Here is a 22,189-nt window from a genome sequence, read left to right on the forward strand (position 1 = left end):
TCCTTACAGGCAATATGTCGGACATTTGCCAAGAAGCTATCACGCTGCGGTTGTATCGGATGGCAGTAGCCTGTGGACATGGGTCAGATCACGCGCCGCCGTCCCGTCCTGAAACTCGTGCTGGGTGAGGAACCACGCCGGCGGATCGATACGCTCGCCGTCGAAGAGCCGCTGGAGATCCGGGTGTCGTCCACGCCGCTTGCGGTGACCATGCGGACTCCCGGCCACGATGTGGAACTCGCCACCGGCTTCCTCATCTCCGAGGGGATCATCGCCGGGGGAGAGGACGTCCGCACCGCGATCCACTGCGGCGGACCGGGCACGGGAGGGAACGAGAACACCTTCAACATTCTCGACGTGGCCCTCGCCCCGCATGTTCCACCGCCCGCGCCGGATGCGGCACGGAACTTCTACACCACCAGCTCCTGCGGACTGTGCGGGAAGGCGAGCATCGAGGCCGTGCACACCGTGAGCCGGCACGAGGTCGCTTCCGATCCGGCACGGCTCGACGCCGGGCTGCTGGTCACGTTCCCGGACCGGCTCCGCGAGCATCAGGCGGCCTTCGAGAAGACCGGCGGCTTGCATGCCGCAGCGCTGTTCGATGCCGCCACGGGCGAACTGCTCGTGGTCCGGGAGGACGTGGGGCGGCACAACGCCGTGGACAAGGTGGTCGGCTGGGCCGCCCGGCACCGGGGCCTGCCGTTGCGGGGAACCGTCCTCCAGGTCTCCGGACGTGCGAGCTTCGAACTCGTGCAGAAGGCCGTGATGGCCGGTATCCCCATCCTGGCGGCCGTCTCCGCGCCTTCATCCCTGGCCGTCGAGTTGGCCGAGTCCACTGGACTGACGCTCATCGGCTTCTTGCGCGGGAGCTCCATGAACATCTATTCGGCAGCCCACCGTGTGGACGTGCCGCAGTCAGAGGTGCTCCCGGAAGCCGTCCCGGCGAGCCAGGGGCATTGACAACGATTTACTTTTTGAATGTTATGTATGTCACGAGGGATTGAAGCCGAATCGGTGGCGTGAGCCGCCGCAATCCTGCTCGAGGGGGCTTTCCATGGGGTGAAGACTCCAACGAACAGGAGTTCAATATGAGCGTGCTCAGCCGTGAAGCGACCATTGCGCCGCCCACCTTCAACCGCTGGCTCATGCCTGCCGGTGCGCTGGCGATCCATCTGTGCATCGGCCAGGTGTATGCCCTGAGCGTCTTCAAGGCGCCGTTCATGCAGCGTTTCGGGGCGGGGGAGCTGGCCGTCGGCTGGGTCTTCTCCCTGGCGATCGTGGTGCTCGGCCTGTCCGCGGCGGTCGGCGGAACCTGGGTGGAGAAGGCCGGGCCCCGTAAGGCCATGGTGGTCGCCGGCGCCTTCTGGGTTTCCGGTTTCTGCGTTGCGACCCTCGGTATCGCAACCGGTCAGCTCTGGCTCCTGTATCTCGGATACGGGGTGATCGGCGGCATCGGGCTGGGCCTGGGATACATCTCGCCGGTGTCGACCCTGATGAAGTGGTTCCCGGACCGGCCGGGGCTCGCGACGGGTCTGGCCATCATGGGCTTCGGCGGTGGTGCGCTGATCGCGAGCCCGGTGTCCGCTTCATTGCTGAGCACTTTCGGCGGCGGCTCCGATCCCGCGAGCCTCGTCCGCGGGCTGGCACCGACGTTCCTGACGCTCGCGGTGATCTACGCCGTCGTGATCGCCATGGGCGCCTTCGTGATCCGGCTGCCGCATCCCAGCTGGACCCCGTCACACGGCGCCACCGGAGGCCCGCGCCGCACGATTCCAGCGGCCCCGGCGGGGGTCTCCGCAGCCAATGCGCTCAAGACTCCGCAGTTCTGGCTGCTCTGGGCCGTACTGTTCTGCAATGTCACCGCGGGGATCGGGATCCTCGAGAATGCCTCCCCCATGATCCGTGACTATTTCCCGCAGATCGACGTGGCCTCGGCGGCAGGCTTCGTGGGCTTGCTCTCGCTCGCCAACATGGCCGGACGCTTCGTCTGGTCGAGCGTTTCGGACTACATCGGACGCAAGAACATGTACATGGTCTATCTGGGGATCGGGCTCCTGATGTACGGAGCCATCGCGGCCTTCGGGGGCGGCAGCTTGCCGCTCTTCCTGCTGGCCACCATGGTCATCCTGTCGTTCTACGGCGGCGGCTTCGCCACGGCGCCGGCGTATCTGAGGGACTTGTTCGGGGTCTATCAGGTGGGAGCCATCCACGGTCGTCTGCTCACCGCCTGGTCCGCCGCAGGGATCGCGGGGCCGCTCATCGTGAACTCGGTCGTCGAACATCGCACCGCGGAGGGGGCGAGTGGGCCGGAGGTCTACACGGCGTCCCTGCTGATCATGGTCGGCGTCCTCGCCGTCGGCTTCGTGGCCAATCTGCTGATCAAAGCGGTGGACCAGCGCTTCGCCGTGCCCGCCGGAGAACTGCCGCTGCCGGTCAGGGACGGCTCCGGGACGACGACGGCGGGGGCGGGCCTCGACACCGCCACGGCACGGCTGCACACGGTGGTCGCCTGGGTGCTGAGCGGCGTGGTGATCCTCGCGCTCGGGTACGGACTGACCCAGGTCACGATCAAGGCCTTGGCGCTCTTCTCCTGACGATGCCCACACCCGAGGTCGTGGAAGCGGCCCTGTTCGAGGAGTAGCCTCATGACCATGCCGGACAGACTTCAGGACTTGCGGTCCCTTGCGAGCGCCCTTCTCCCAGGTTCTTCGGAACGCCACCGCCCGGAGGACATCGACGAAGCAGCGCTCGTCGTGGAACCCAGGGAGCAGACGGCCGTCGGCGTCCCCGCCGTCACCCATGCAATGGAGCATGGACTGGTCCAGATGGGGCCGGTGCGCACGGCCCAGACCTTGCTGGGGATCAACCAGCCGGACGGCTTCGACTGCATGAGTTGCGCCTGGGCGGATCCGGCTCCGGGGGAGCGGAGCCACTTCGAGTTCTGTGAGAACGGTGCGAAGGCCGTGGCGGCTGAGGCGACACGTCGGCGTGTCCGTCCGGAGCTGTTCCAGCAGCACACGGTGGCCGATCTGGCCCTCCACGACGACCACTGGCTGAGCGGACAGGGGCGTCTGACGGAGCCCCTGTTCAAAGACGCGGGCTCGGAACATTACGTTCCGGTCAGCTGGGATGAAGCGTTCTCGATCATCGCGGATCAGCTCGCCGGCCTGGAGAGCCCGGATCAGGCGACGTTCTACACCTCCGGCCGCACCAGCAATGAAGCGGCCTTCCTGTATCAGTTGTTCGTCCGCGGTTTCGGTACCAACAATCTCCCGGATTGTTCCAATATGTGCCACGAGTCCTCGGGCACGGCGCTGACGGACACCATCGGCATCGGTAAGGGCTCGGTCTCCCTTGAAGACCTGGAGCAGGCGTCGCTCGTGTTCGTCGTCGGGCAGAACCCGGGCACCAACCACCCTCGGATGCTCTCCGCGCTCGAGAAGGTCAAGCGATCAGGCGGCACCATCGTGGCCGTGAACCCTCTCCCGGAGGCGGGCCTCATCCGCTACCGCAATCCTCAGAAGGTGCGGGGCATCCTGGGTTCCGGAACGGCCATGGCGGATCATCACCTCCAGATCCGCCTGGGAGGAGACCAGGCGCTCTTCCGCGGTTTCGGAAAGGTCCTCCTGGAGGCCGAGCGGAACGGCGAGAGCTCGCCAGGCCTGGAGACCGTTTTCGACCATGGGTTCATCGGGGAGCACACCACGGGCTTCGAGGACTGGCTCGCCGTGGTGGAGAACGAGCCGTGGTCTGCCATCGAAGAGGCGACGGGCATTCCGGAGCAGCGGATCCGTGAGGTCGGCAGACTGCTGCTTTCCTCCGACCGCACGGTGGTGTCCTGGGCCATGGGGCTGACTCAGCATCGGCACTCCGTGGTGACGATCAAGGAAGTAGTGAACGTCATCCTGGCTCAGGGGAACATCGGCCGGACAGGTGCGGGGCTGCTCCCGGTCCGTGGCCATTCGAATGTCCAGGGCGACCGGACCATGGGAATCTTCGAACGGATGCCGGCCCGGTTCCACGACGCCCTTGACGCGCGTTTCGCCTTCCAGAGCCCTCGGGAGCACGGCCACGACGTCGTCGACTCGATCCGTGGGATGCGCGACGGGCGGATCCGCTTCTTCATGGGAATGGGCGGGAACTTCGTCAAGGCCGCACCGGACAGCGCGGTCACCGAGGCGGCGCTCGAGTCCTGCGAACTCACGGTGCAGATCTCCACCAAACTCAACCACTCCCACTTCCTGACGGGCCGGAAGGCTCTCATCCTGCCCACTCTCGGGCGCACCGACCGGGATCTGCAGGCGGGTGGCCCTCAGAGGGTGACGGTCGAGGACTCCATGAGCATGGTCCATTCGTCTCAGGGCCGCCTGGAGCCGCCGTCGGAGGAGCTGCTGTCCGAGGTGGCCATCGTGTCCCGTCTCGCACAGAAGGTGCTCTGCGATGCCGAGGGGCGTCCTAAGCCGGGCACCCCGCAGATCGACTGGGTCGCTGCCATGAACGACTACCGGACCATTCGTGAGCACATCGAGAGCGTCGTGCCGGGTTTCGAGAACTTCGAAGAGCGCATCGAGGTACCGGGCGGATTCAAGTTGCCCCACGGACCTCAGGATTCACGGGAGTTCACCACCGAGGACACGAAAGCACACTTCACCGCGTCGGAGCTGGACTGGATCCGGGTCCCGGACGGTTGCCTGATTCTTCAGACCCTCCGGTCCCACGATCAGTACAACACCACGGTGTACAGCGAGGACGACCGGTACCGCGGTATCCACGGCGGCCGTCGTGTGGTGTTCGTCAGCAGGGCGGACTGCCTGGAACTCGGCCTGCAGGACGGCCAGTTCGTCGATCTGGTCTCGGTCTGGAAGGACGGGGCCGACCGGCGGGCACCACGGTTCCGGGTCGTGGAGTATGACACCGTCAAGGGCTCGGCCGCCGCGTACTACCCGGAGACCAATGTCCTGGTGCCGCTCGACTCGCAGGCCATCGGTTCGGGTACCCCGGCGTCGAAGTCCGTGGTGGTCCGGCTGGAGCTGAGCGAGACGCAGGAGCCGCTGGCCCCTTACGCCGCGACGCCTGTTTCGCGCTAGGAACGCATCGCTTCGTGGCTCTGACGGCTCAGGAAGAACAATTGCGCCGTCTTGTCCTGAAGTTCGATGACGGGCCCGGCATCGAACCCGCTTCCGGTCAGGCGTGCGAGGGCCTTGGCGTTGCGGACGTCCGGCTCCACGAGGATCCGGCGCGCGTCAGTGGTTCCGAACAGATGATCGATGAAGGCGAGGACCAGCCGCGGCGTGAGCCCCGGAACGGGCCGGTCGCCAGGTGCTGTGAACACAGGTGCCATGAACAGGTGGATCCCGAGGTCACCGGGCTGAGGCTCGTAGGCCTCGCCGACCGGATCGTTGAAGGGGTCATAGCTCTGGAAGAGCGCGACCGCACGGTCATCGAGGGTCAGCAGGAAGGCGTGATGGGTTTCCAGGGAGTCCAGGAAACGGTAGACCTCAAGGACCTGTTCCCTGCTGTAGTCGGTCATGCCCCAGAACCGGGCCCGGTCCTCCGTGACCCAGCCGTGGATGAGATCCACGTCTTCGTCGGGGACCAGCGGGATGATCCGGATGGTGCTCTCGGGCGGAAATCCGGTACGGTGCAGCGTCCTCCGTCGCGCGTGCACGGGGATGAGACGTTCGGCGTGGTGGGGCATCAGTTCTCCTGAGTGAGTAGCGCCCAGTCGGTGACGACCGGGATGAGTTCGCCGGCGGACCACAAGGGCTGTTGATCCGCGAAATGGGGGTCTTCCGGGTTTCCTGCCGAGCCGAACGGGACCACCCAGCGGCTGTTGTCGCGTGCGCCGAGATCCCAGACGTACCGGGCTGCGGGCCCGCGGACGCAGGCGTGGGTGACTCCCGGGGTGGCATCCGTGGCGAGGACGCAGGAGCCATCGCCCGCCAGCCGGGTCGCACTGGACGATGAGGCTTCCGGGGAGGGCCTCCGGTGGAGGGCGTGCAGGCGGTGCAGATCGCCCCAGCCCCGTTCGTCGTCGTCGTGGCTCGCCTGTTCCAGTGCGGCGCGCAGCGCGGCCGCGATGTCCAGCCCTGGGATCTCGGCCGTCAGCAGGGTCTCCAGTGCGAGTCCGATCCGGGCCGCCGCCGAAAGCCACGGCCCGAACAACGGGGAATGACCTGTGGCTCGGCCTAGCGGGGCGAAGACCGGCCCATCGGCCAGCAGGCGGGCCAGAGCGTCACGGAACACGGCGAACGCGGCCGCGTCCAGGCTGTCGGCAGTCATCTCGCCGTCCCAGTCCAGGAGACGACGGCGGAGGGTGCGTGCCGTGTCCGTCAGTCCTGTGGGGCCGAGCTGTTCGAGGGCGGTTCGGTAGCCGGGCAGCGAACCGAGGCGGACATCGTGCTGGATGCGTTCCATCTCGGGGACGCCCAGGGGAGCGTCGGCCCAGGTGGTTTCCAGGAGTTCCCGGATCCGGCGTGCCCGGTGTGGCGCCGCGAACTCGAAGGCGATGTCGGCCCCGGCCGCCGCCGCGCGGTCGTTGGCGCTCACCGCGAGATCGTGGACCGTGCGGCATGGGAGGGGAACGCTGCCCCCGGTCCATTCGTGTCCGGCCGACCAGGCGGGCGCCGGGACGCGACGGTTCGCCGGGTTCCGCTCCGGTACCCGGCCGGCCAGGAAGTGAAGCACCGTCCCACCGGTGTCGGCGGCCAGCACACTGTTCACCGGCTCCACCCAGGGCCCGAGGGCGTCCCTGACGTCCTGTGCGGTACGGCTGCGCAGGAGCGGCAGCAGGCTCTCGAAGCCGAGACGTTCTTCGACGCGGGCCGGGACGCGCAGGCTGAGAGCCGTCTCCGGTGCGTCCGGGGTGGATCCGGTGGTGCGGGAGATGACCGGGCCGCGGAGTGTTTCGAGGATCTCCACGTCCTGGGCGGCCTCCCCTCGGATCAGGATCCGCTCCGTATGGTGCCGGACCTCGTCCAGGCCGTGTGGCCCACGCGCGAGCCACCGGCCGTCCGTGGCCCGGCACAGTTCCTCCCGGTAGAGATCCTGGTAGTCCGCCATGGCGTTCGTGATGCCCCATGCCACCGAACCGGCGTGGCCGAAGTGGGGGAGGCCCGGTACCCCGGGGAATGCCAGCCCCACCACGTCGAATTCGGGGCAGGAGAGCCGGATCTGCTGGTAGACGCCGGGGGCCTCCAGCAGACGGTGTGGATCGCCTGCGATCAACGGTGCGCCGTCCGCGGTGCGCGAGCCGTGAACCGCCCAGGCGTTGCTGCCGGAGAGCACCGGGGCCTCCATGCTCAGGAGCCCCGTGAGTTCCACCCCCAGAGTCGCCTCGGCATGGGCCCGGAACAGTTTGTGAGGGAAGGTGGAGAAGAGGACGTGATTGACCAGGAAGACGGCGAGCGGCGTCCATTCGTGCCACGGTGACGGGCTGCTCCGGGTCGCTTCGAAGCCGGGCCCGGAGCGCCGCCCCTGGTGCAGGGCTGTGTTGACCCCGTCGACGTACCGTGCGCACCAGGAGCGGGTCTCGTCGTCGAGGGCGTCGAAACAGCGTCGTGCGGTGTCGTCGAGCCGGGACTGGCGGGCGAAGCGATCCCAGGGGAGATGATCGGCCCCGAGGTTTTCGGACATCCGGCCTTCGGCATGCCACCGGTCGGTCTCGATCTGCCAGGAACGGTCCAGTGCGGCGTTCCAGCCCTGCAGGAACGCCAGATCATGGGCCGAGCCGGCTCTCAGGTGAGGGATCCCCCAGCTGTCGCGGAACACCGCTGCGTCGTCCGGGAACGGTGAGCGTCTCACGACGGGCACTCCTGTATTAGGTAAGGCTTACTTTAGTAAGAGAAAGTTAGCCTGTCGGTGCCCGTCTTGCCAAAACGTGAGACGGCCGCCACCCGGGATGCCGAAGCCGCCGCCTCGGATCATGGGCTCAGACACCCGCCGTGGCGCCTTCCGGAACGTCCTGCTCCTCGAAATCGAGAGCGAGGGAACCGGGCGACTTCTTACGACGCAGGAAGTAGATCACGACGCCGACTGCGAGCCAGCTGCCGCCCAGCAGGTAGGTGAACCAGGCCAGCGATGTCCAGAGCCAGGCGATGAAGGCGAAGCCGATGAGCGGCAGGATCAGATGCCGCAGCACTCCGAGTGGGCCACGGCGACGCTGCTCGAAGAAGAGCACCTTGATGGTGGCCAGGTTGACCATGGCGAAGGCGATGAGGGCGCCGAAGTTGATCATGTACACGGCCTGATCCAGGGTGATGAAAAGTGCCACCAGCGACACTGCCGAGACCACGGCGGCCGCGATCCACGGTGTCCGGAAGCGAGGATGCAGCCGTGCGAAGGCGGACGGCAGAATGCCGTCGCGGCCCATGGCGAAGACCACGCGGCTGACGCTCATCTGTGCCACGGTGCCGCACAGGACCAGCCCCGTCAGGTTGACCAGGACGAACACGACCATGAGGACGTCGCCGCCGGCGCGCTGCATCAGCTCGGTCCCCGCTGCATCCAGGTTCTGCAGGCTCTTCCAGTCCGGCACGATCAGGCTGCCGGCCACGGAGAAGAGGGTGTATCCGAGGCCTGCGATGAGGGTGGAGAGGACGATTCCGCGAGGCACGTCACGCTGGGGGTTGCGGGCCTCCTCGGACAGGGTGGAGACGCCGTCGAAGCCGAGGAAGGCGAATGCGACGATCGCGGCGGCTGCCATGACCGGTGCGATGCCTCCACTGCCGAGCGTGAGCGGCTGGATGATCCCCGAGAGTGTCACGCTCGGGGCGTTGAGCACGGCCAGGACGAGGAAGGCCGCGATGACCAGCACCGACGCGATGACCACGACGAAATTCATCCGCTTGACCCAGCCGACGCCGATCACGCTGAAGATCCCGACCACCAGGAGGCAGGCGAGCACTGCCAGCTGCGGTGGAACCGCTGGGAAGAGGCTGTTGAAGTACAGGCCGAAGATCAGGAAGTTCACCATCGGCAGGAAGAGGTAGTCCAGGAGCATGGCCCAGCCCACCAGGAAGCCCGTCGGGGCGCCGAAAGCCCGAGTGGTGTAGGCGTATGCCCCGCCGGTCACGGGGACGAAGCGTGCCATCCGGCCGTAGCTGTGGGCGGTGAACAGCATGGCGATGACGGCGGTGAGGTAGGCGGCGGGGAGGTGCCCGTCGCTGATCTCTGTGCCGGATCCGTAGACCGAGACCACGGAGAGGATCCCCATGGAGGTCAGGCCGAAGGCAATGAGTGAGGGCAGCCCGAGCACCCGCTTGAGTGTGGTCGGCGGCTGGGCGCTGCCGGACGGATCGGTTCTGGTGCCGGGGATGGTCATGAATGCTCCTGCGAGGCGGGTGAGATCTGTCTCACATAAATGAATGCCGTTCATAAGAGTAAGGCGAATCACATCGCTTGTCCAGATTTGGTATTCCATACCGGAGAGATTTGGCGGAGTGTTCGATCATGAGGGTGGCGTGAGGACGGTCCTTCGAGCGCGTTTGCCTACCTTCGGAAGGGCGTGCAAGGCAAGTGCTTCACGAAGAGCCTGAATTGGTATACCGTTCAGGAGGATCCGGTTTCGCGCTGTGGTGAGCCGGCGGTTCCCTCGATCCCTTAGGAAGGAGCTCGATGAGCAACGAAGCGGCACGGTCCGTCGCGGTTCCCCGGGAGGGAGGTGTCCTCCACACTCCCGGCTTCGTGGACGGCCACATTCATCCCGACAAGACCACCTGGGGTTCCGGCTGGCTCTCGCGCCGCCCGGCTCCTGAGCTCCGGGATCTCATCTCAAATGATCTCCAGGCTCAGCTCGCCTATACCGACAGTGTCGAAGAGCGGGCCTATGCCTTGATGCGCAACGCCGTGAAGAGCGGCACGATGGCGATGCGGGCCCATGTGGATGTGGGAACGCAGATCGGGCTGAAGAACGTCCACGGCGTGCGTGCCGCCGCTGAACGGCTTGCCCCGTATCTCCAGGTTCAGATCGTGGCCTTCCCTCAGTTCGGCCTGCTGAGCAATCCTGGCACGCTCGAACTCATGGAAGCTTCGCTGGGCGAAGGGGCGGACCTGGTGGGCGGCATCGACCCGCAGTCCCTGGACGGCGATCTGCACGCGCATCTGGACGCGGTTTTCGGGCTGGCCCGTAGGCACGGCCGTGATCTGGACATCCATCTCCACGACATGGGCGCCGGTGCGCTGGCGCAGCTGCGCGAGATCGCCCGGCGGACCGTGTCCGAGGGGATGCAGGGGCGGGTGACCATCGGCCATGCTTTCGCCCTCTGCGACACCGCCGAGCCGGATCTGCCCCGGACACTGGACGTCATGGCGGAAGCGGGCATGTGGATGGCCACCTGCGCCCTCGGAGCCGATCCGGTGCCCGTGCTGGATCTGCTGGAACGCCACGGGGTGCGGGTGGCCCTCGGTTCGGATGGCGTGCGGGACTCCTGGTCGCCGTTCGGCACCGGCAGCATGGTGGACCGTATGCACTTGCTCGGCTACCGCACGGGGGCCCTCACCGATGCCGAGCTGGAGCGCTGCCTGCGGCTTGCCACCACCGGCGGTGCCGAACTGGTGGGGGCCCGGGACGTCCTCGGCTTCACTGGCGGAAATCAGCACCGGGTCGAGTTCGCCGCCGCATCCGGTCCGGAGTTGGTGGTCAACCGCCCCGAACCGCTGCGTGTGGTGCGGGACGGGCGCACCGTCCAGCTCTAGTCCGCCCGGCCCACGGACGACGACGGCGCCGCTCACTCAGGGTGAGCGGCGCCGTCGTCGTCGGAGCGGGCTGAGCCGGATCAGCCGACGAGTGCTCCCTGCCGGGTCATCACGCGCCCTGCGGCGAGCACCAGTTCGCGCCGTGGCACGCGTGTCAACGCGTCCTGGACGTTCTCAGCATCCAGAAGCACCACATCGGCGCGGGCACCGGGGGCGAGGCCATGGACTTCCCGGCCGACGAACGCAGCCGCTCGAGTGGTGGCGAGCTCGACGGCATCGTGGAGCTCCTCATCGGTGCGGAGGCCGTGCAGCTTCGCGAAGTCCAGAGCCACCCGCAGAATATCCCCGTCTCCAAAGGGATTCCACAGGTCTCGGATGCCATCCGTGCCCAGGCCCAGGCCGATCCCGCGGCGCAGCATCTCCTGCCAGGGGAGTGGGCTGGTGCGAGGAGGGGCCACGGTGGTCCACGAGATGCCGGCTTCCTGGAGACCGTCCAGCAGATCCGTCTGACGGCTGCCCTGGGCGTCGCCGAGCGCGAAACCGTGCGAGATGTTGACCTTGCCCTGGAGCCCGGCGTCCAGAGTGCGTTGAATGATGAGGTCGTACTGGAAGGCGCCGAGGTTCTGGCCGTCGTGGAGGTGGATATCGATGCCGACGCTGCGGTCCACCGCGATGCTGAAGAGCCCGTCCAGCTGGGCCACGGGGTCCATGTCGATTCCGGCGGGATCGAGGCCTCCGATGAGGTCCGCGCCCTCGGCGGCGGCGCGGTCCAGCAGCTTGAGGACCCCGGGCCGTCTGATCACACCGTCCTGGGGGAAGGCGACAAGGGTCAGCTCGACGGAGTCGCCGAGAGCCGCCGATGCTTCGCGGACCATCGAGATGCCATCCAGGCCGACGCCCAGGTCCACATCCACGTGGCTTCGGGCGGCAGTGGTTCCATGCCGCAGGAACTCCTCCAGGACCGTCCGTGCACCCTGGACGCTCGGGATACCGTACTTGTGTCTTTCTGCGCGCTCGTGCTCGATTCGGCCCTGTGTGGTCCGCTCCCCGCCGTAGGGCACCCACTCCCGGTGCCACCAGCTCTTGTCGACGTGGGCGTGGGCGTTGATGAATCCGGGCAGCGCCAGAAGCCCTTGCCCGTCGACCACCTCATGGCCTTCGGGTGCGACTCTTGTGTCGTCGTACGGCTTCAGGGCGGCGATGAGCTCGCCGTCGATCTCCAGATCGACGGCCGCTCCGCCCCAAGGGCGGACATTGCGGAGAATGGTGGTGGTCATGATTGAAATGGTATTCCAAAATGACGACTCTGGCCAGGGTGATTCTCAGCGATGCGGGGTCGGGGTCGCCGGCTCCGGCGGGCTGGTGCGGCTGCGGTCCTGGCGGGACTGATGGTCATCCAGGACCCCGCGAGCGGCGTCCATGGCGCGCGCAGGGTCCTGGGCGCGGATGGCTTCGAAGAGCTCCAGGTGCACCCGGGAATGCGGGTCCTCCAGGATCTCCCGGGCGTTGGATCGGCTGATGGAGACGCGCAGCGAGCCCTCGAAGCTCTGGTAGATCCCCAGAAGCAGACGATTGTGCGCCGCGCGCGTGATTCCCAGGTGAAACTCCAGATCGGCCTGGACGAAATCTTCGAGCTCGTTCCGGTTCAGGGCCTCGGTGCGCCGGAGAAGCGTTCGTTCCAGGCCGAGGATGTCGTCCTCGCTCCGTCGCAGTGCGGCCTCCCGCGCCGCCAGGATGTCCAAGGCTCTGCGGACGGTGACCACCTCTGACTCTTCCGCTGCATCGACGCCGCGTTGCAGGGTGGCGGTCATCTCGTCGTCGGCGATCACGTAGGTGCCGTCGCCCTGACGGGCCTCCAGGAGGCCCAGCTGCACCAAGGAGCGAACCGCCTCGCGCACGGAGGAGCGGCTCACTCCCAGCAGCTCCACGAGCTGCGGTTCCGTAGGGATCCGCGTACCCACCGGCCACTCGCCGGAGGAGATGGATTGCTTGAGTTGCTCGACGACGGCGTCCACCAGGGAAACCCGTTGAACCTGCTTCATGTTATTTACCTCACATTCGAACTGTGATAATCCTATGATCTGATGAATGTGAACGCCATTCAGAAATTCACGGGTGACTCCGCCCATTCTCTCCCTCCGGCCCCGCCGATACCATCGCCGGACCGCCGGTCCCGACCGGGAACCCACCCCGTCCACCAGACGGTCCCTCGGTCGCCCCATCCCTGACGAAGGACCCCCCATGAAGCGGCGCTTTCGCGTCGTCGGTGCCCTGGCACTGACGGCTCTCACCCTGGCCGGGTGCTCTTTGCCCGGCGCCGACAGATACGGCCTGGCCGTGAAACAGAGCGAGCTGGTCTCCACCACCGAGCCCGGCAGCCTGCCGCTGGATCGGCTGAACTGGAACCTGCCCTACGAACCACTCTCGATCGACCCGATGAAGTCGTTCAACTACGCGGAGAACACGGCGATCGCCAATATGTGCGAATCCCTCCTGCGTCTTGAACCGGACATGAGCGTCAAACCCGGCCTGGCCACCAAGGTCACTCAGCCGGACCCGCTCACCCAGGTCTACACCCTGCGGGGCGACGTGACGTTCTGGGACGGCAGTCCCATGACGGCCCAGGACGTCTCTTACAGCCTGAACCGGCAGCTGAAGCCGGAGAACGGCTCCTACTTCGCCGAGTACTACACGCACGTCAAGAGCATCGAGGTGAGCGGCCCCCATGAAGTGACGGTTCGCTTCACGGCCCCGGACGCACTCTTCAGGAACGCCATGGCCACCGCGGCCGGCGCCATCTTGCAGGAGAAGTTCACCCAGGCTGCGGGAGAGAAGCTCGGCACGCCTCAGGGCGGCCTCATGTGCACCGGGCCTTACCGGTTCTCCTCGTGGCAGCCGGGCCGCGAACTCCTGCTCTCCCGGAACGACTCCTACTGGGACAAGAGCGTCCCGCTGCATGTGAAGAACCTCGCCTTCAGCTTCATCGCGGACGAGTCCACGGCCGTCAACGCCCTGCGCAGTGGGGAGGTGGACGGGCAGTTCTTCTTCCTGCCGCCTTCCGGACTCATCCAACTCCAGAAGGATGATGCGCTCACGGTGAACTACGGGAAGTCCCTGGTGTTCTTCTCCCTGGTCTCGGCAAACGGCAAAGGCCCCTTCGGAGATGCGCGGATCCGACAGGCACTCAGCGCCCTGGTGGAACGCAGCGCCATCGCCAGCGTGGTCCTGCAGGGCGCGGCCTTGCCCACCGCCATCCAAGCCACCCCGGACTACTGGGGTTATGAGAAGCAGGCCTTCGCGGATGCCGCCGCGAAGTTCTCGCCGGACAGCGACGTGGCACTGGCCAGGAAGCTGCTGACCGAAGCCGGGCATACCGGCCCCATCACCATCGGCATCCAGGGCAGCTCCGCCGTTCATGAACAGACCGCCAACATCATCCAAGCGGCGGGCCGCAAGCTCGGCCTGGACATCCGTACCAAGGTCATCCCGGTGGAGCAGTACGGGAACCTGTACAGCGATCCCAAGGCACGCGAGGGGCTGGACGGCTTCTTCACCACCTGGTACGGCAATGCACCGGAACCGCTGGAGGCCTACATGATGTTCGTCAACGGCGGCCGGAGCAACTTCTCCGGCTACGGCGCGGTCTCCGATGCGGTCCAGGACGCCACTGCCACCTTGGATCCCGCAGCCCGTGCCCGGAAGGTCATCGCCATCCAGGACCGTGTGACCCGGGATGCGGCCTGGATTCCGATGGTCTCGCTGCCCACAATCCTGGTCCAGGGACAACGCATCACCGGTGCCACGGCATCCATGAGTTACCTCTATTACCCCTGGGCCGTGAACATCGGCGGGAAGGGGAAGAAATGAGCACACTGCGTTACGCCCTGAAGAAACTCGCCGGGCTGCTCCTGGTCCTGCTGGTGACTTCCTTCCTGGTGTTCGGGCTTCTCTACCTTGCCCCGGGCACACCGCTCTCCTTCATCCTCGGCCCGCGCGGCGGCACCCCGGAACAGATCGCTGCGGTGACGGCGAAATATCACCTGGATGATCCGTTCCCGGTCCGCTATCTCGCCTGGCTGGGAGATGTCCTGCACGGTGACTTCGGCCAGTCGATCGTGTACCGGCAGGACGTCTCCGGCATGATCAGCGGTCGGGTGGGGACCACCGTGGCGCTGGTTCTGCTGTCCGCGCTCATCATCACCGTGGCCGGGATCGGGTGGGGCACCTTCGCCGCACTGAAGCCCGGCAGGATCGGTGGGACCATCTCGGCCCTCGCCTCAGCGGCCCTCTCCACCCCCGTGTTCGTCATCGGCGTGGCGCTCATCAGCCTCTTCGCCGTCGCGCTGAACTGGTTCCCGGTCTTCGGCAGTGGCGACGGCGGCTGGGACACCTTGCGGCACCTGGCGCTTCCCGCACTGGCCCTGAGCTTCGGGAGTACGGCCTACCTGGTCCGCATCACGCGGGCCGCGGTGGAGGAGGAAGGGGCCCGGGAACACGTGCAGACGGCCGTCGCCCGCGCACTGCCACGGCGGACGATCATCGGCCGCCACATCCTGCGCAACGCCATGGTCCCGGTGACCACCGTCCTCGGCCTCACCGTCGCATCCCTGGTGGCCGGTTCGGTGGTGGTGGAGAACGTCTTCGCCATCGACGGGCTGGGTTCCCTGCTGGTCAAGGCCATCCTGCAGAGGGACTTCGCCGTCGTTCAGGCGGTGGTCCTGGTCCTGGTCCTCGGCTTCGTCGTCATCAACGCCGTGGTGGACATCCTCTACACCTTCATCGACCCCCGGATCTCCATGGGGAGGAAACCATGAGCCAGGCAACGCTTCGCACGGCACATCCCACCATCCTTTCAGCCCGTGTCCGCGGCGTCTCCCTCACGGAGCGGCTCGGTCCACTGGGTCTGGCGGCCGCGGCGGCTCTCACCGTACTGGTCCTGTTGGCCGTCCTGGCGCCGCTCATCGCGCCGTTCGACCCGGACGAGCCGGACCTGCTGAACGTCCTGGCCGACCCGGGCGGAGCGCATCTGCTCGGAACGGATGCGCTGGGACGGGACATCCTCTCGCGGCTCCTCTGGGGAGCCCGGCTCACCCTCGCAGGCCCGGGTCTCGTGATTCTGGTATCCACCGTGGTGGGCGCCGCGATCGCGCTGGTCGCGGCGTGGTTCGGGGGGACGGTCGACATGGTCCTCTCCTGGATCCTGGACATCCTGTTCGCGGTTCCCGGGATCGTCTTCGCCTTGATCGCGGTGGCCATCTTCGGGCCCAGCTTCAGCACGGTGATCGGGGGCCTCGTGATCGCCTACATTCCGTATGTGGCCCGCGTCGTCCGCGGGGCGGCGCTGCGTGAACGGAGCCTGCCGTACGTCTCCGCCGCCTGGCTCCAGGGTCAGCGCGGTTCTTCGATCATGCTGCGGCAACTGCTGCCGAATCTGCGCTCGCTCATCATCGCCCAGTCGGTGTCCAGCCTCGGCTTCGCCGTGATCGACCTGGCAGCGGTCTCCTTCCTGGGGCTGGGTGTCCAGCCGCCTACGGCTGACCTCGGCCTCATGGTCAAGAGTGGCTTCGACAGCGTGCTGAGAGGCTTCTTCACCGAGGCCGCCACGGCGGGCACCCTGATCGTCCTGATCGTCCTCTGCGTCACCGTCATCGGTGACCGTCTCAACGCCTCGGCAAGGAGCACACGATGACCGAACCACTCCTGAGCATCCGGGACCTCACCGTGGACGCCCCGACCCGGGCCGGGAGCAAGAGGCTCCTGGCCGGGGTGGATCTGGACATCGGCCGGGGCGAGGCCGTCGCCCTGGTGGGGGAGTCCGGCTCCGGCAAGTCCCTCACCACCCGAGCGGTCATGCGGCTGCTCCCGGCACACTTCCGGGTGCAGGGCGCCATCGCCTTCGAGGGCCATGACGTCCTCAGCATGGACCGGGCGGCCCTCCGGGACTTCCGCGGGCACCGCGTGGGCATGATCTTCCAGGACCCCCGGGCCCACATCAACCCTGTCCACACGGTGGGGGATTTTCTCACCGAAGCGCTCCGCACCACCCGGGCGGTGGGCCGTGCCGAAGCGGAGGAACGTGCCGAGGCCCTGCTGGCCGACGTCGGGGTCCGCAATGCGGGGACCCGGCTGCGGCAATTCCCGCATCAGCTTTCCGGCGGCCTGCTGCAACGCGTCATGATCGCCTCGGTCCTGCTGGCGGAGCCCGAACTCCTCTTGGCGGACGAGCCGACCACCGCACTGGATATCACCGCGCAATCCGATGTGATGGCGATCATCGAGGAACAGCGGGTGCAGCGCGGCCTCTCGCTCCTGTTCATCACGCACGACCTGGAGTTGGCCGCCGCCTGCTGCGAGCGGCTGGCCGTCATGTACGCCGGAGAGATCGTGGAGCAGGGAGGGCACGTCTACACCGCCCCGCGCCACCCCTACACTCGCGAACTCCTGGGTGCCCGGCCCAGTGTGGAACACCGGAGCAAACGGCTTCCCGTGCTGAGCTACACCCGTGAGCGGCACGAGGAATTGAAAGCGAGGCATGAGGCATGAGCGTCGTGGAGAACAAGGTGGTCCTCGAGGTCGCAGACCTACGCAAGGTCTACCCCTCGCCCGTGCGCGGAGGAGAACCGGTGGTGGCAGTGGACTCCGTCAGTCTGGAGGTCCTCGAAGGGGAGTGTCTGGCGGTCGTGGGGGAGTCCGGCTCGGGGAAGTCCACGGTGGCCAAGTGCGTCGTGGGGCTGGAATCGCCCACTGTGGGCGCTCTCAGGGTGGCCGGTTCGGCCCGTCTCAGGGCACCCCGCGGAAGACGGGAACGTGTCCGCTGGGCTTCCGAAGCACAGTACGTGTTCCAGGATCCGTATTCCTCCCTGAATCCGCGCCAGAATGTGGAGGACGTCATCGGCACTTCGGTGGCCATCCACCACCCGGGGCTGTCGCCGGAGGAGCGGAGGCGGCACGTGGACGGGCTGCTGAGCGACGTGGGTCTGGGCGACGGTTTCGCACAGCGGCTGCCGCACGAGCTTTCGGGTGGGCAGCGGCAGAGGGTGGCCATCGCCCGGGCCCTTGCTTCGGACCCCGCCCTGCTGATCCTCGATGAGGCGGTGGCGGCCCTGGACGTCTCCATTCAGGCGCAGATCCTGAACCTGCTGGCCGACATCCGCGAGCAGCGGACCATCAGCTATCTCTTCATCACGCACGATCTGGCCGTGGTCAATCAGATCGCGGACCGGGTGATCGTGATGGAACAGGGCCGGGTGGTGGAACGCGGACGCACCGAGGACGTCTTGCGCTCCCCGCAGGAGGAATACACGCGGACATTGCTGGCCGCTGTGCCGAGGGAGGGGTGGACGCCCCGCCGGAGGGAGCGCCTGGCGGCTTCCCTCTGAAAGACCGCCCCACGGGGTCTTGAGGACGACGGCGGCCGGCACCTCGGAGGTGCCGGCCGCCGTCGTCCCGTCGTGTGGGTGCCTCAGGCGTCTTCGGCCACGGCGAGTTCGATCCGTTCCGGGTGCCGGGGGCGGATGGCCAGGAGATAGATCGCCGTGAGCACGGCCGTCAGACCCAGGCCGACGGCGACTGCCACCTGCCCTGTCGACGAGGAGAGCAGGACCACCACGACGAAGGCCATGAAGACCAGCGCGATCCAGCTCAGCCAGGGCCAGGCAGGCATCCGGTAGGCGGAGCCACGTGCCGGGGCATCCCGCAGCTCGCGGCGCATCCGGTAGTGCGACACCAGGATCATGACCCAGGTGAACACCGTGGCGAAGGACGCGATGGATGCGACCAGGAGGAAGAGCGTGTCCGGGATCAGGAGGAACGCGAGCAGGCCCAGTACGAGGCCCGAGAGGACCACCGAGACCGGGAGGTAGGGGACGCCCGTCCGGCTCAGCCGCAAGAAGCTCCGGGGCGCCTGCCCCTGCTGGGCGAGGCCGTACAGCGTGCGGACCAGTGTGTAGGAGATGGCGTTCATGGCCGAGAGCGCCGCGGTCAGCACCACGCCGTTGATGATGTGCTCGGCTGCGGGGATGTGCAGGCCGGTGAAGACCTGTACGAACGGGCTGCCCTGGGAACCGATCTGGTTCCAGGGGAAGAGGCAGAACATGACACCCAGGGACAGGATGTAGAAGATCAGGATCCGGAACGGCACCGAGTTGACGGCCTTGGGAATGGCTTTGCCCGGATCTCCGGTCTCTCCCGCCGTCATGCCGAGGGTCTCCACGCCACCGAAACTGAAGACCACGATGCCCAGGCTCATCACGATTCCCCAGACGCCGAACGGGGCGAAGCCTCCGTGGTCCACCAGGTGGTTCAGACCGGGCTGGACCCCGCCTGTGGAGACGCCGAACACGATCAGACCGATGCCTCCCACGATCATCGCGATGATCGTCACCACCTTGATCAGTGAGAACCAGAACTCCAGTTCGCCGAACACGCTCACCTTCAGCAGATTCAGGGCGCAGATGATGAGCATCCCGGCCAGCATCCACACCCAGCCCGGGGTGTTGGGGAACCAGAGGCCCATGTATTTGCCGGCAGCCACCATGTCGGCGATGGCCACCATGAGCATCTCGAAGGCGAAGACCCAGCCGGTCAGGAAGCCTGCCAAGGGGGAGATGTAGCGATCCGCGTACTGTGCGAAGGAACCCGCGACCGGATGCCGGACGGCCATCTCGCCCAGGGCGCGCATCACGATGAAGACCATGGCGCCGGCCACGATGTACGCGACGAGTACGGCCGGACCGGCCGCCCGGATGGTCTCCGAGGAGCCGTAGAAGAGTCCCGTGCCGATGGCCGAGCCGAGGGCGATGAAGCGGATGTGCCGTGTGGAAAGGCGGCGCTGAAGCTCGCTGCCGGCCGGTGCTCCGGCGGTGGCCGGCGACGACGGGCGTGCGGAGTCATGGCGTGACTGTTGATATGACTGATTCATGGCTCGCATTCCGGGGAGGAAGGGGGATTATGGCAGAACTTTGTCACATGGAAGGGCGATGCCCCAAACGGTGCGGCACCCGGTGGCCGAGTGCCGGCTCAGTGCCGGTGCCCTGCGAAGCCCTCGCGGTACCGGCTGGGGGTGGTGCCCAGGAGGCGTGCGAAATGCTCCCGCATCCTGGCCGAGCTTCCGAAGCCGGTCTTCCGGGCGATCGTCTCGATCTCCAGCCCCGTGCTCTCCAGCAGATGCCTCGCGGACGACACCCGTTGGGCGACGAGCCAGCGATGCAGACTGCTTCCGGTCCTGTCCCGGAACGCCCGGGTGAAGCTGCTCCGGCTCAGATGCGCACGCTCGGCCAGGGCATCGATGCTCAAGCGTTCGTCCAGATGGTCCAGGGCCCAGGTCATGGCTCCGGTGAGGGGATCCGGGCCGGGCGACGGCATGGGAGCCTCGATGAACTGCGCCTGGCCCCCGCTGCGGTGCGGAGCCGCCACGATGCGCCTGGCCACTTGATTCGCCAAGGCCTGTCCTTTCAGGCGTGCGAGCAAGTGCAGACAGGTGTCGATGCCGGCGGTGGCTCCAGCCCCTGTCACGAGCCGTCCCTCGTCCACGTAGAGCTTTTCCGGACGCAGATGCACCGAGGGGAAGCGCCGACGGAAGGTCTCCGCCCATTTCCAATGAGTGGTGGCCTCGTGACCGTTCAGGAGGCCGCTGTCCGCGACGACGAAGGCGCCAAGGCACAGTCCCACGACGATGGCGCCGTTGTCATGGGCTTCCCGCAGCGCCTGGGCGACGCCGTCCGGAGCGGGGGCGCAGGGGTCCGACCACCAGGGGACCACGACCAGATCAGAGCCGGGCAGGCTGTCCAGGCCGCGATCCACGGCCAGGGAGTAGCCGGCGCTGGTGCGCACCGGGCCGGGGCGCTCGGCCACCACCGTGAGATCCCAGGGCTCCATGTCGCCACGGGGGACTTCGGAACCCCAGACCAGGGAGGGGACGGAGAGGTGGAACGGGTTGATCCCCTCGAAAGCCAGGACGGTCACCCGTGGAACGTTCATGGTCTCCGTGCTCCTTAGTCCCGGCCACTTCCGGCGTTGCGTGACCCGATATCGGCTGTTCATCATGGATCGGATCAGAAACCATGGTACTTATCAACCAGCCCCATCGGACAAGGAGAACTCCGGATGACCAGTAAAACGCTGCGCGAACTCGGCCAGGAGACGCAGAACCCCGCTTCGCTCGCCACGGCCAGCCTCGTGCTGGTCGACTATCAGAACACCTATACGAGCGGCCCCATGGAACTCGACGGCTGGGAGCCGGCGCTTGAGGAAGCGAGCCGTCTGCTGGAGGCCGCTCGCGCGGCAGGTGCCCCGGTCTTCCACGTGGTGCACGACGGCGGGGCCGGGAGTCTCTATGACCTGGAACAGGACAATGGCGCCATTCATCCTTCCCTCGCGCCGGAACCGGGCGAGGAGGTGGTCGTGAAGACCGCGCCGAACTCTTTCGTCGGGACCCGTCTTGGCGAGCTCCTCGACGGAACGGGACGGCGTGAGGTGGTGATCGCCGGGTTCATGACTCACATGTGCGTCACCTTCACCGCCGAAGGGGCCCTGCTGCACGGCAGTGCCCCCACCGTCGTTGCTCAGGCCTGCGCCACGCGTTCGCTGCCCTCCGCGGCCGGGGACGTCACGGCGGAGCAATTGCACCGCGCGGCACTCGCGACCATCGGAGACGTCTACGGCGTGGTGGTCTCCTCCGTGGACGCGCTGGCCGGCTGACCCGGGCCGCCGGGTACGCGCCGCCGTCGCTCGAGCCGGGTGCGCAGAGCGGAGAGCAGCATGTCGAGGCCGAGCTCGAACGCCTGTTCGCTGCGTTTGGCGCCGCTCGGCTCCAGGGCGAGAAGCCGGCCCAGGTGTTCGGTGGGGGACTTCGGCTCCCAGACTTCCTCGGGGGCGGCGTAGTCCAGGCCCGAGCCCAGGGCGAAGGCGTCGAGCAGCTGGATGATCACGAGCACGTCCTCGTCCGGGAAGCCCGCCCGGATGAGGAGCGCGGCCGTCCTGTCGTAGGAGGTGATGGCGGCCAGATCGGTGACGGTCTCGGTGGCGATGAGCGGGACGATGTGCGGATGTTCGGTGTACATCCGCCGTTCGGCCCGGATCACGTCCTCCAGTGCGCGGTCCCAGGTGCGGCCTTCGTGCGCCGTGTCGGGCAGGTATGTCTCGACGAGCCGCCCGCGGACCAGCTCGATGATGGCCCGGCGACCGTCCACATGGTTGTAGAGCGAAGAGGCCTGGACGCCGAGGGCCCGGGCAAGGGCGTTCACCCCGAACGGCTTCTCCGAGTCGATGAGCTCCATGGCGGCGTCGGCGATCCTGGCCGTCGAGAGGACGGGAGTGCGTGGTCGGGCCATGGCGTGTTTCCCTCGGAACAGGAGCGGAGTCGGCGGTCTGCCGTCTGCGCACCAGCGTAGCCGGTGGCATGTCCGGGTCCTGGTCGCGCGAACGACGGAGCCGTCCTGGGAAGATCCGGCTTTACCGCCGGCGTGATCTCCGTCATACTCATAAACGAACACCA

The 22,189-nt window shown here is 67.0% G+C and carries 18 protein-coding genes; 10 read left to right on the forward strand and 8 right to left on the reverse strand.

Annotated features, from left to right (window positions below; genetic code table 11):
• The first annotated feature begins 78 nt into the window (after nucleotides 1-78).
• The 3 genes from fdhD (at nucleotide 79) to ACIPXZ_RS12865 (ending at nucleotide 5,087) form a co-directional block, all read left to right on the forward strand.
• Nucleotides 79-960: a formate dehydrogenase accessory sulfurtransferase FdhD gene (gene fdhD, locus ACIPXZ_RS12855; protein WP_400594812.1), complete on the forward strand. Its 882-nt coding sequence runs from the start codon at nucleotides 79-81 to the stop codon at nucleotides 958-960.
• A gap of 128 nt (nucleotides 961-1,088) precedes the next feature.
• Nucleotides 1,089-2,594, forward strand: coding sequence for an OFA family MFS transporter (locus ACIPXZ_RS12860; RefSeq protein WP_400594814.1), 1,506 nt, complete (start codon nucleotides 1,089-1,091; stop codon nucleotides 2,592-2,594).
• 51 nt (nucleotides 2,595-2,645) lie between these two features.
• Nucleotides 2,646-5,087 (forward strand): FdhF/YdeP family oxidoreductase, encoded by a 2,442-nt coding sequence (locus ACIPXZ_RS12865; RefSeq protein ID WP_400594816.1) that lies wholly within the window; start codon nucleotides 2,646-2,648, stop codon nucleotides 5,085-5,087.
• Here the strand turns inward: ACIPXZ_RS12865 and ACIPXZ_RS12870 are convergent.
• From ACIPXZ_RS12870 to ACIPXZ_RS12880, 3 genes are all read right to left on the reverse strand, one after another.
• Nucleotides 5,084-5,698: a GNAT family N-acetyltransferase gene (locus tag ACIPXZ_RS12870; RefSeq protein ID WP_400594818.1), complete on the reverse strand. Its 615-nt coding sequence runs from the start codon at nucleotides 5,696-5,698 to the stop codon at nucleotides 5,084-5,086. The two genes, ACIPXZ_RS12865 and ACIPXZ_RS12870, sit on opposite strands and share 4 nt — an antisense overlap.
• The gene (locus tag ACIPXZ_RS12875) at nucleotides 5,698-7,803 is read right to left on the reverse strand and encodes a penicillin acylase family protein (RefSeq protein ID WP_400594821.1); all 2,106 of its coding nucleotides are present in this window, start codon (nucleotides 7,801-7,803) and stop codon (nucleotides 5,698-5,700) included. The genes ACIPXZ_RS12870 and ACIPXZ_RS12875 overlap by 1 nt, the downstream gene beginning before the upstream one ends.
• Nucleotides 7,804-7,930: 127 nt before the next feature.
• Nucleotides 7,931-9,322 (reverse strand): APC family permease, encoded by a 1,392-nt coding sequence (locus ACIPXZ_RS12880; RefSeq protein ID WP_400594823.1) that lies wholly within the window; start codon nucleotides 9,320-9,322, stop codon nucleotides 7,931-7,933.
• 293 nt (nucleotides 9,323-9,615) lie between these two features.
• Here ACIPXZ_RS12880 and ACIPXZ_RS12885 point away from each other — a divergent pair, with 293 nt between their 5' ends.
• Complete coding sequence (locus ACIPXZ_RS12885) at nucleotides 9,616-10,695, forward strand: amidohydrolase family protein (RefSeq protein WP_400594826.1); 1,080 nt, start codon at nucleotides 9,616-9,618, stop codon at nucleotides 10,693-10,695.
• 80 nt (nucleotides 10,696-10,775) lie between these two features.
• Here the strand turns inward: ACIPXZ_RS12885 and ACIPXZ_RS12890 are convergent, their stop codons facing one another.
• The gene (locus ACIPXZ_RS12890; RefSeq protein ID WP_400594829.1) at nucleotides 10,776-11,972 is read right to left on the reverse strand and encodes an amidohydrolase family protein; all 1,197 of its coding nucleotides are present in this window, start codon (nucleotides 11,970-11,972) and stop codon (nucleotides 10,776-10,778) included.
• Nucleotides 11,973-12,017: 45 nt separating this feature from the next.
• A complete protein-coding gene (locus tag ACIPXZ_RS12895; protein WP_400594831.1) occupies nucleotides 12,018-12,737 on the reverse strand; it encodes a FadR/GntR family transcriptional regulator in 720 nt (239 codons plus the stop codon).
• 199 nt (nucleotides 12,738-12,936) lie between these two features.
• Between ACIPXZ_RS12895 and ACIPXZ_RS12900 the strand changes: the two genes are divergently transcribed.
• The 5 genes from ACIPXZ_RS12900 to ACIPXZ_RS12920 are packed head-to-tail and all read left to right on the forward strand — an operon-like array spanning nucleotide 12,937 to nucleotide 18,074.
• A complete protein-coding gene (locus ACIPXZ_RS12900) occupies nucleotides 12,937-14,562 on the forward strand; it encodes an ABC transporter substrate-binding protein (RefSeq protein WP_400594834.1) in 1,626 nt (541 codons plus the stop codon).
• Nucleotides 14,559-15,509, forward strand: a complete 951-nt coding sequence (locus ACIPXZ_RS12905; protein WP_400594836.1) for an ABC transporter permease — start codon at nucleotides 14,559-14,561, stop codon at nucleotides 15,507-15,509. Before ACIPXZ_RS12900 ends, ACIPXZ_RS12905 begins: the two co-directional genes overlap by 4 nt.
• Nucleotides 15,506-16,384 carry an ABC transporter permease gene (locus ACIPXZ_RS12910; RefSeq protein ID WP_400594839.1) on the forward strand — a complete coding sequence of 293 codons (879 nt, stop codon included), beginning with the start codon at nucleotides 15,506-15,508 and terminating at the stop codon, nucleotides 16,382-16,384. The genes ACIPXZ_RS12905 and ACIPXZ_RS12910 overlap by 4 nt, the downstream gene beginning before the upstream one ends.
• Nucleotides 16,381-17,238 carry an ABC transporter ATP-binding protein gene (locus tag ACIPXZ_RS12915; RefSeq protein WP_400594842.1) on the forward strand — a complete coding sequence of 286 codons (858 nt, stop codon included), beginning with the start codon at nucleotides 16,381-16,383 and terminating at the stop codon, nucleotides 17,236-17,238. Before ACIPXZ_RS12910 ends, ACIPXZ_RS12915 begins: the two co-directional genes overlap by 4 nt.
• Nucleotides 17,235-18,074, forward strand: a complete 840-nt coding sequence (locus ACIPXZ_RS12920; protein WP_400594845.1) for an ABC transporter ATP-binding protein — start codon at nucleotides 17,235-17,237, stop codon at nucleotides 18,072-18,074. Before ACIPXZ_RS12915 ends, ACIPXZ_RS12920 begins: the two co-directional genes overlap by 4 nt.
• 83 nt (nucleotides 18,075-18,157) lie before the next feature.
• Here the strand turns inward: ACIPXZ_RS12920 and ACIPXZ_RS12925 are convergent, their stop codons facing one another.
• Nucleotides 18,158-19,615 (reverse strand): amino acid permease, encoded by a 1,458-nt coding sequence (locus tag ACIPXZ_RS12925; RefSeq protein ID WP_400594848.1) that lies wholly within the window; start codon nucleotides 19,613-19,615, stop codon nucleotides 18,158-18,160.
• A gap of 98 nt (nucleotides 19,616-19,713) precedes the next feature.
• Complete coding sequence (locus tag ACIPXZ_RS12930) at nucleotides 19,714-20,673, reverse strand: GlxA family transcriptional regulator (RefSeq protein ID WP_400594851.1); 960 nt, start codon at nucleotides 20,671-20,673, stop codon at nucleotides 19,714-19,716.
• Nucleotides 20,674-20,799: 126 nt separating this feature from the next.
• Here ACIPXZ_RS12930 and ACIPXZ_RS12935 point away from each other — a divergent pair, with 126 nt between their 5' ends.
• Entirely contained in the window at nucleotides 20,800-21,393 is a 594-nt protein-coding gene (locus ACIPXZ_RS12935; protein ID WP_400594854.1) for a cysteine hydrolase family protein, read from the forward strand.
• On the opposite strand, the gene ACIPXZ_RS12940 is transcribed toward ACIPXZ_RS12935, so the two are convergent.
• A complete protein-coding gene (locus tag ACIPXZ_RS12940; protein ID WP_400594857.1) occupies nucleotides 21,351-22,025 on the reverse strand; it encodes a TetR/AcrR family transcriptional regulator C-terminal domain-containing protein in 675 nt (224 codons plus the stop codon). The two genes, ACIPXZ_RS12935 and ACIPXZ_RS12940, sit on opposite strands and share 43 nt — an antisense overlap.
• Between the last annotated feature and the right edge of the window lie 164 nt (nucleotides 22,026-22,189).

Source organism: Arthrobacter sp. NPDC090010, from assembly GCF_044748305.1.
Lineage (GTDB): Bacteria > Actinomycetota > Actinomycetes > Actinomycetales > Micrococcaceae > Arthrobacter_E.